This is a genomic window from Halomonas heilongjiangensis (assembly GCF_002879645.1).
GTDB lineage: Bacteria > Pseudomonadota > Gammaproteobacteria > Pseudomonadales > Halomonadaceae > Halomonas > Halomonas heilongjiangensis.
The window spans coordinates 89649-97744 of record NZ_PNRE01000023.1; the positions used below are offsets into that span (position 1 = coordinate 89649).

At 62.8% G+C, this 8096-nt stretch carries 8 protein-coding genes, 4 tRNA genes and 2 rRNA genes; all 14 read right to left on the bottom strand.

Annotated features, from left to right (window positions below; genetic code table 11):
* Positions 1–140: 140 nt before the first annotated feature.
* Entirely contained in the window at positions 141–512 is a 372-nt protein-coding gene (gene rplL / locus C1H66_RS04775; RefSeq protein WP_102626764.1) for a 50S ribosomal protein L7/L12, read from the bottom strand.
* 89 nt (positions 513–601) lie between these two features.
* The gene (rplJ, locus tag C1H66_RS04780) at positions 602–1105 is read right to left on the bottom strand and encodes a 50S ribosomal protein L10 (RefSeq protein ID WP_102626765.1); all 504 of its coding nucleotides are present in this window, start codon (positions 1103–1105) and stop codon (positions 602–604) included.
* A 275-nt stretch (positions 1106–1380) separates the two neighbouring features.
* Positions 1381–2073 carry a 50S ribosomal protein L1 gene (gene rplA, locus C1H66_RS04785; protein ID WP_102626766.1) on the bottom strand — a complete coding sequence of 231 codons (693 nt, stop codon included), beginning with the start codon at positions 2071–2073 and terminating at the stop codon, positions 1381–1383.
* A gap of 2 nt (positions 2074–2075) precedes the next feature.
* The gene (gene rplK / locus C1H66_RS04790; protein WP_102626767.1) at positions 2076–2507 is read right to left on the bottom strand and encodes a 50S ribosomal protein L11; all 432 of its coding nucleotides are present in this window, start codon (positions 2505–2507) and stop codon (positions 2076–2078) included.
* Between the two features lie 89 nt (positions 2508–2596).
* Positions 2597–3130: a transcription termination/antitermination protein NusG gene (gene nusG / locus C1H66_RS04795; RefSeq protein WP_102626768.1), complete on the bottom strand. Its 534-nt coding sequence runs from the start codon at positions 3128–3130 to the stop codon at positions 2597–2599.
* An 8-nt stretch (positions 3131–3138) separates the two neighbouring features.
* Positions 3139–3507 carry a preprotein translocase subunit SecE gene (gene secE, locus C1H66_RS04800; protein WP_102626769.1) on the bottom strand — a complete coding sequence of 123 codons (369 nt, stop codon included), beginning with the start codon at positions 3505–3507 and terminating at the stop codon, positions 3139–3141.
* Positions 3508–3579: 72 nt separating this feature from the next.
* Positions 3580–3655 (bottom strand) — tRNA-Trp (locus tag C1H66_RS04805).
* Positions 3656–3804: 149 nt separating this feature from the next.
* A tRNA-Thr gene (locus C1H66_RS04810) sits at positions 3805–3879 on the bottom strand.
* Between the two features lie 30 nt (positions 3880–3909).
* Positions 3910–3983: transfer RNA gene (locus C1H66_RS04815), tRNA-Gly, on the bottom strand.
* 50 nt (positions 3984–4033) lie between these two features.
* Positions 4034–4117 (bottom strand) — tRNA-Tyr (locus C1H66_RS04820).
* A 121-nt stretch (positions 4118–4238) separates the two neighbouring features.
* Entirely contained in the window at positions 4239–5078 is an 840-nt protein-coding gene (locus C1H66_RS04825; protein ID WP_102626770.1) for a type III pantothenate kinase, read from the bottom strand.
* Complete coding sequence (locus tag C1H66_RS04830) at positions 5075–6058, bottom strand: biotin--[acetyl-CoA-carboxylase] ligase (protein WP_102626771.1); 984 nt, start codon at positions 6056–6058, stop codon at positions 5075–5077. The genes C1H66_RS04825 and C1H66_RS04830 overlap by 4 nt, the downstream gene beginning before the upstream one ends.
* 121 nt (positions 6059–6179) lie before the next feature.
* A 5S ribosomal RNA gene (gene rrf / locus C1H66_RS04835) occupies positions 6180–6295 on the bottom strand.
* Positions 6296–6376: 81 nt separating this feature from the next.
* Positions 6377–8096: ribosomal RNA gene (locus C1H66_RS04840) — 23S ribosomal RNA — on the bottom strand; the annotation flags it as partial.

Sequence of the window (8096 nt, forward strand, 5' to 3'; positions counted from 1 at the left end):
GCGTCGGGTTGCTCGCCTTCGGAATTCGGCTGGCGGCTCTGCTCATGCAGAGGCCAGTGACAACAGAAAAAGGCCGGCAGCGGGTGTCCCGCCACCAGCCGTGGAAGCTTACGCAGCGCGTGAAGCCATGGGCACAAGGATTACTTGAGCTCCACGCTCGCGCCGGCCTCTTCCAGTTTGGCCTTGGCCGCTTCGGCCTCGTCCTTGGACAGGGCTTCCTTGATGGTCGCCGGTGCGCCGTCGACGGCGCCCTTGGCTTCCTTCAGGCCCAGGCCGGTGATCTCGCGGACGACCTTGATCACGTTGACCTTCTTCTCGCCGGCAGCGGTCAGCACCAGGTCGAACTCGGTCTGCTCTTCGGCGGCGGCTTCGCCACCGGCAGCCGGGCCGGCCACGACGGCGGCAGCGGCAGAGACGCCGAACTTCTCTTCCATGGCTTCGATCAGCTCGACGACTTCCATGACGGACATGTCGGCGACGGCGTTGATGATGTCTTCTTTGGTCAGTGCCATTTTCAGGTTCCTAACTTTGCGGGAGCTTCGGTAGGCCGATAGCTCGAGGATTCAATGTTCGATTCGGGCTGCGCAGCAGAGTTCGCCGATCAGGCGGCGGCTTCCTGCTTCTGGTCGCGCAGCGCGGCGAGGGTACGGACCAGCTTGCCGGCAGAAGCTTCCTTCATGACGGACATCAGCTTGGCGATCGCCTCATCGTAGGTCGGCAGTGTTGCCAGACGGTCGATGTCGGTCGCCGGGATCAGCTCGCCCTCGTAGGCCAGCGCCTTGACTTCGAAGTTCTGATCCTGCTTGGCGAACTCCTTGAACAGACGGGCGGCGGCGCCCGGGTGCTCGGTGGAGAAGGCCAGCAGGGTCGGGCCCACGAAGCTGTCGTTCAGGCACTCCCACTGGGTGCCTGACAGGGCGCGGCGTGCCAGGGTGTTGCGCACAACACGGATCTGCACGCCATTCTCGCGGGCCTGCTTGCGCAGACCGGTCATCTTCTCGACCGTGACGCCACGAGAATCGGCAACTACGACGGAGAGAGCGTCCTTGGCGGCTGCACTGACCTCGGCAACAATCGCCTTCTTGCCTTCGAGTGCTAGTGGCACAGTGATCACTCCTTCGTGCCGGAACCTCGAACGAGGACTCCGGTGGTTACCATCTCTCCCGCCCCGGCGCGCGAGCAGCGGGGCGGAAGTCCTGGGTGATGGTGCTCACCAGATGTCTGGCGGCACACCATCTGCGCAGGCCTTCCCGAGGGAAGATTAAGCCGCCCTTCTCGATGAGGGGCGGCGCCTGCGGTCTTTGACGGTGCCCCGCCGGCACGTTCTGCAACCGTGCACGGGGACCGCAAAGTTCTTGCCTGTTGCCGTCGAACCGCCGCTCAGACCAGCGCGGAGTGATCGACGGTGATGCCCGGGCCCATGGTGGTGGACAGGGTCACCTTCTTGAAATAGATCCCCTTGGAAGAGCTCGGCTTGAGCCGCTTGAGGTCGGCGACCAGCGCCTCCAGGTTGCCCTGGATGGCGGCGGCATCGAAGTCGACCTTGCCAAGGGTGGTATGGATGATGCCGTTCTTGTCGGTACGGAAGCGCACCTGACCGGCCTTGGCGTTCTTCACCGCGGTGGCGACGTCCGGGGTCACGGTACCGACCTTGGGGTTCGGCATCAGGCCGCGCGGACCGAGGATCTGGCCCAACTGGCCGACCACCCGCATGGCGTCCGGCGAGGCGATGACCACGTCGAAGTCGAGCTGGCCCTTCTTCACCTGCTCGGCCAGATCGTCCATGCCGACGATATCGGCACCGGCTTCCTTGGCGGCATCGGCGTTGGCACCCTGGGTGAAGACGGCGACACGCACGTCCTTGCCGGTACCATTGGGCATGACGGTGGCGCCACGCACGACCTGGTCGGACTTGCGCGGGTCGACGCCCAGGTTGATGGCGACGTCCAGGGACTCCTTGAACTTGACGGTGGACAGCTCGGCGAGCAGCGCCACGGCCTCCTCGAGGGAGTACACCTTGGCGGTATCGACCTTTTCCTGGATCAGCTTGGCGCGCTTGGTCAGTTTAGCCATGATCAGAGACCCTCCACGTTCAGGCCCATGCTACGGGCACTACCGGCAATGGTGCGCACCGCGGCATCGAGATCGGCAGCCGTCAGGTCCGGCTCCTTGGTCTTGGCGATCTCCTCGAGCTGCTCACGGGTCACGGTACCGACCTTCTTCTTGTTCGGCTCACCGGAGCCGGACTTGATGCCAGCGGCCTTCTTCAGCAGGACCGCGGCGGGCGGGGTCTTGGTGACGAAGGTGAAGCTGCGGTCGGAGTAGACGGTGATGACCACGGGAGTCGGCAGACCCGGCTCGATGTCCTGGGTGGCCGCGTTGAAGGCCTTGCAGAACTCCATGATGTTGACACCGTGCTGACCCAGCGCGGGGCCCACGGGGGGACTCGGGTTGGCTTTGCCAGCTGCGACCTGCAGCTTGATGTAAGCCTGTACTTTCTTGGCCATGTTGGACTCCAGTTGGGTAGTAGCGCCTTGCGGCTCCCCGGGTTACGCGGCCGACCCGGCGGCCGCATCGCAAACGTCAGGCCGAGAGGCTATTCCTTCTCGACCTGCGCGAATTCCAGCTCGACAGGGGTCGAGCGACCGAAGATCAGCACGCTGACCTGCAGGCGACTCTTGTCGTAGTTGACCTCTTCCACCACCCCATTGAAGTCGGCGAAGGGCCCATCGACCACGCGCACGGACTGCCCCGGCTCGAACATGGTCTTGGGGCGCGGCTTGTCGGTACCGTCCTTCACCCGACGCAGGATGGCATCGGCCTCCTTCTGGGTGATCGGCGCAGGCTTCTCCTTGGTCCCGCCGATGAACCCCATGACGCGCGGGGTCTCGTTGACCAGGTGCCAGGTCTCGTCGTCCATCTCCATCTCGACCAGCACGTAGCCGGGATAGAACTTGCGCTCGCTCTTGCGGCGCTTGCCATCACGCATCTCGACGACTTCTTCGGTGGGCACCAGGATCTCGCCGAAGCGATCCTCCATGCCATGCATCTTCACGCGCTCGATCAGCGAGCGCATGACATGCTTCTCGAAGCCGGAGTAGGCGTGCACGACGTACCAACGCTTGGACATGGAAACTCCTAACCAATGACGCCGGACATCGCCCAGCCAAGAAGGGTGTCGATCAGCCACAGCATCAGACCGACCACCAGCACGGCCACCAGCACGATACCCGTGGTCTGCACGGTCTCGGGGCGCGTCGGCCACACCACACGCTGGATCTCCTTCTTCGCGCTCCTGGCCAGCTCGGTGAGCTCGCGCCCCCGGGTCGTGGTCAGGGCAACCAGCGCCGCCACAATGCTCAGGGCGACGACGCCCAGCACGCGATAGAGGAGCGCCAGATCGGCGAAGTAGGTATTGCCGACAACGGCCAGGACCAGCAGAGTGACGACAACCGCCCACTTGAGCCCGTCGTGGCGCGACTCCTGCACCTCGGCGCTATGCTTCATGAAAACGAGACTCCTCAGGGCGCGGCAATCGAAACATGAAAGTATATAAAATAACGCCAGCCTGGGGAAGACTGGCAGGCCAGGAGGGAATCGAACCCCCAACCTGCGGTTTTGGAGACCGCTGCTCTGCCAATTGAGCTACTGGCCTGTATCTGCTCCGCAACCACCCTTTGCGAGCGGCCTGCACTACAGCGGGCGCCATGATAGCGAAAGCCGCTTCACCTGGCAACCCCTTCCCTGCACAGCCTGGACTCGGGAAGAAAGAGAAAAGGCGAGCCTGGGCTCGCCTTTTCGATATGGAGCTCATGGACGGATTTGAACCGTCGACCTCACCCTTACCAAGGGTGTGCTCTACCCCTGAGCTACATGAGCGCAACCTTGCGACATCACACCATCGATGTCTGGAGCGGGCAGCGGGGATCGAACCCGCATCATCAGCTTGGAAGGCTGAGGTTCTACCATTGAACTATGCCCGCCTACCCACTCTTGCTGCCACCACCCGACCAAGCCCGGTGCCGGCGAATTCTGGTGGAGGGGGAAGGATTCGAACCTTCGAAGCTTTCGCGGCAGATTTACAGTCTGCTCCCTTTGGCCACTCGGGAACCCCTCCAACTGGCGGCATATCCTACCACCTTCATGCCCGATGTCAAGTGACTGTTTTCTCAGTTATCTTGACCGAGGAAGCTCGCCTTTCCGCACCCCCTCTTCGCTTCGGAACGCGGCGCATTGTGTCAAAGCAGCATCGAGAATGCAAGCCCGGCACGTATCTTTTCCAGGGAGACCGGCGACGGCACGCGCGGCGCCCCGGACATCCTTCCCGCCCTCTCGGCGGCGGTCAGCGGAAAACAGGCCTCGAGCCCGGCATAGACCATATCCGGCCAGACCGCATGGGGGACCTGGATGCCCCGCGAGATCACCCGCGCATCCCCTCCGGTGAGCAGCATCGGCAAGGGCACGCCTTCCCGGTCGCATACCTCGCTGTAGATACGATTCACCGCACTGACCGCCGCCATGTAGATACCATGGTTGACCGCCTCCACGGTGCGCGTACCGGGTCCCAGCAGCTCCTCGGCCTCGCTGTCCGGGTCGATGGCCACGTTGCGGGTACCGAGCTTCAGGCTCTCCTTCATCAGGCGCAGCCCGGGGAGAATGTAGCCGCCGAGGTGTCGGCCTCCCGGCAGCACGAAGTCGACGGTGATGGCACTGCCACAGTCGACGCTGCAGCACCCACCGGCCAGCTGGTAGCAGGCCAGCGTGCCCATCCAGCGGTCCACACCCAGTCGGCCCGGCTCCTCGTAGCCGTTGGTGACGCCCAGGGCCTCGGGAGCGGAACGCGCCACATGGACCGCTCCGACCCGGCGACGCAGCAGTGACACGGTCTCCTCGAGCACCGCCCTGCGCGCCACGCTGGAGATGCGCACCGCCTCCACCACGTCCAGGTCCGGAATGTCCGAGCCGGGGCGCCACTCCTCGCGAGTCCAGACGGCGCCGCGCGAGCGGATCTCGCTGCTGTCGGCATCCTTGAGCCGCCACTTGGACAGGGTATTGCCGATATCGAGATCCAGGATCATGGGCGACCACGCACGCTGACTTCCCCTCCCGCCAGACGCCGGCGCTGCTGCCCCTGCAGGACCCAGAGGTTGCCGGCCTCGTCCACCCCTTCGGCGATGGCCGGTTCGCGCTCCCCGCCGCGCAGGATATCCACCTCTTGGCCGACGAAGGCATGGCGAGCATTCCACTCCCCCTGCCAAGCCGCGAAGCCCTGCTGCTCGAAGCTCGCCATCAGCGGCAGCAAGCCCTCGAGCAGCTCCACCGCCAGCGCATTGCGCGAGATGTCCGGCGCCTGGTCGCGCACCGCGGCCACCGGCTGGTCGATGCCGGCACGGAAGTCGGCCGGGAGGTCGACGTTGATGCCAATGCCCACCACCACCTCGCAGGGGCCAGCCGCATCGCCACTGATCTCCACCAGGATGCCGGCCAGCTTGCCAAGCTCGCCCTGCGGCGACTCCAGCAACACATCGTTGGGCCATTTCAACCGCGGTCTCGCCCCGCGGCTTTCCAGCACCTTCGCCAGCACCACGCCGATGGCGAGGCTCAGCCCCTCCAGTGCCGCCACGCCCGACTCGAAACGCCACCCCAGGGACAGCATCAGCGTCCGGCCCCAGGGCGTCGTCCAGGCGCGCCCGCGACGCCCGCGGCCCTCACTCTGCTGCTCCACCAGGCAGACCTCGCCATGACCGGCCCCCTGCTCGAAGCGTTCGCGGATGAAGGCGTTACTGGAGGGCAGCGTCTCCTCGACGAACAGGCGCGTCAGGTGCTGTCGCGCGCCCCGCGACAGCCCCGCCACGATCTCGCCGCCATCGAGCAGCTCCATCGGCTCAGCCAGGCGGTAGCCCTGCCCCTTCACCGCCTCCATGGCGATCCCCAGCGACTCCAGCTTCCGCAACTGCTTCCATACGGCCGCCCGCGACACACCCAGGCGCTCGCCCAGCTGCTCACCGGAATGGAACTCGCCATCGCTCAGCAGGCGTATCAGGTCACCGATGGTCATGCTTCATGCCCCTGGCGGGAAAAGGCACATTCTAGCGGAACTCTCGCCCCCCCGGAAATCCATCGCGCAGGAATGAAAAAACCCCGAGCTCTTTCGAACTCGGGGTTTTCTCTGAATAGATGCCTGACGATGACCTACTCTCGCATGGGGAGACCCCACACTACCATCGGCGCTGAGCGGTTTCACTACTGAGTTCGGCATGGGATCAGGTGGTTCCCGCTCGCTATGGTCGTCAGGCGAAAAACGTATGAATCATGCTGGCGCGATCGTCTCGGCGTATCCGCAATCGTCTGCGATCACAGACCTCTTGGGTGTTATATGGTCAAGCCTCACGGGCCATTAGTACCGGTTAGCTCAACGCCTTGCAGCGCTTCCACACCCGGCCTATCAACCAGCTGGTCTCGCTGGGCCCTTCAGGAGGCTCGAGGCCTCGGGGACGTCTCATCTTGAAGGAGGCTTCCCGCTTAGATGCCTTCAGCGGTTATCCTGTCCGCACATAGCTACCCGGCAATGCCACTGGCGTGACAACCGGAACACCAGAGGTGCGTCCACTCCGGTCCTCTCGTACTAGGAGCAGCTCTTCTCAAACGTCCAACGCCCACGGCAGATAGGGACCGAACTGTCTCACGACGTTCTAAACCCAGCTCGCGTACCACTTTAAATGGCGAACAGCCATACCCTTGGGACCGACTTCAGCCCCAGGATGTGATGAGCCGACATCGAGGTGCCAAACACCGCCGTCGATGTGAACTCTTGGGCGGTATCAGCCTGTTATCCCCGGAGTACCTTTTATCCGTTGAGCGATGGCCCTTCCATACAGAACCACCGGATCACTAGAACCTACTTTCGTACCTGCTCGACGTGTCTGTCTCGCAGTCAAGCACCCTTATGCTCTTGCACTCACTGCACGATTTCCAACCGTGCTGAGGGTACCTTCGTGCTCCTCCGTTACTCTTTAGGAGGAGACCGCCCCAGTCAAACTACCCACCACACACTGTCCTCGATCCGGATCACGGACCTGAGTTAGAACGCCAATGATGCCAGGCTGGTATTTCAAGGTTGGCTCCACCCGAACTGGCGTCCGGGTTTCAAAGCCTCCCAGCTATCCTACACAAGCAACATCAGCATCCAGTGTGAAGCTGTAGTAAAGGTTCACGGGGTCTTTCCGTCTAGCCGCGGGTACACAGCATCTTCACTGCGATTTCAATTTCACTGAGTCTCGGGTGGAGACAGCGTGGCCATCATTACGCCATTCGTGCAGGTCGGAACTTACCCGACAAGGAATTTCGCTACCTTAGGACCGTTATAGTTACGGCCGCCGTTTACCGGGGCTTCGATCAGGAGCTTCGCTTGCGCTAACACCATCAATTAACCTTCCGGCACCGGGCAGGCGTCACACCCTATACGTCCGCTTGCGCGTTTGCAGAGTGCTGTGTTTTTAATAAACAGTTGCAGCCACCTGGTATCTTCGACCGCCTCGTGCTCCGGCCGCGAGGGCCTTCACACTAACGCGGCGTGCCTTCTCCCGAAGTTACGGCACCATTTTGCCTAGTTCCTTCACCCGAGTTCTCTCAAGCGCCTGGGTATTCTCTACCTGACCACCTGTGTCGGTTTGGGGTACGGTCCCACATGATCTGAAGCTTAGAGGCTTTTCCTGGAAGCGTGGCATCGATGACTTCGGCACCGTAGTGCCTTCGTCTCGCCTCTCGGCCTGGGGATCCCGGATTTGCCAAAGATCCCAGCCTACCGGCTTTCACCAGGACAACCAACGCCTGGCCCACCTAGCCTTCTTCGTCCCCCCATCGCAACCATGTGAGGTACGGGAATATTGACCCGTTTCCCATCGACTACGCCTTTCGGCCTCGCCTTAGGGGCCGACTCACTCTGCTCCGATTAGCGTCGAACAGAAACCCTTGGTCTTCCGGCGGGGGAGTTTTTCACTCCCCTTGTCGTTACTCATGTCAGCATTCGCACTCGTGATACCTCCAGCAAGCCTCTCGACTCACCTTCGTCGGCTTACACGACGCTCCTCTACCGC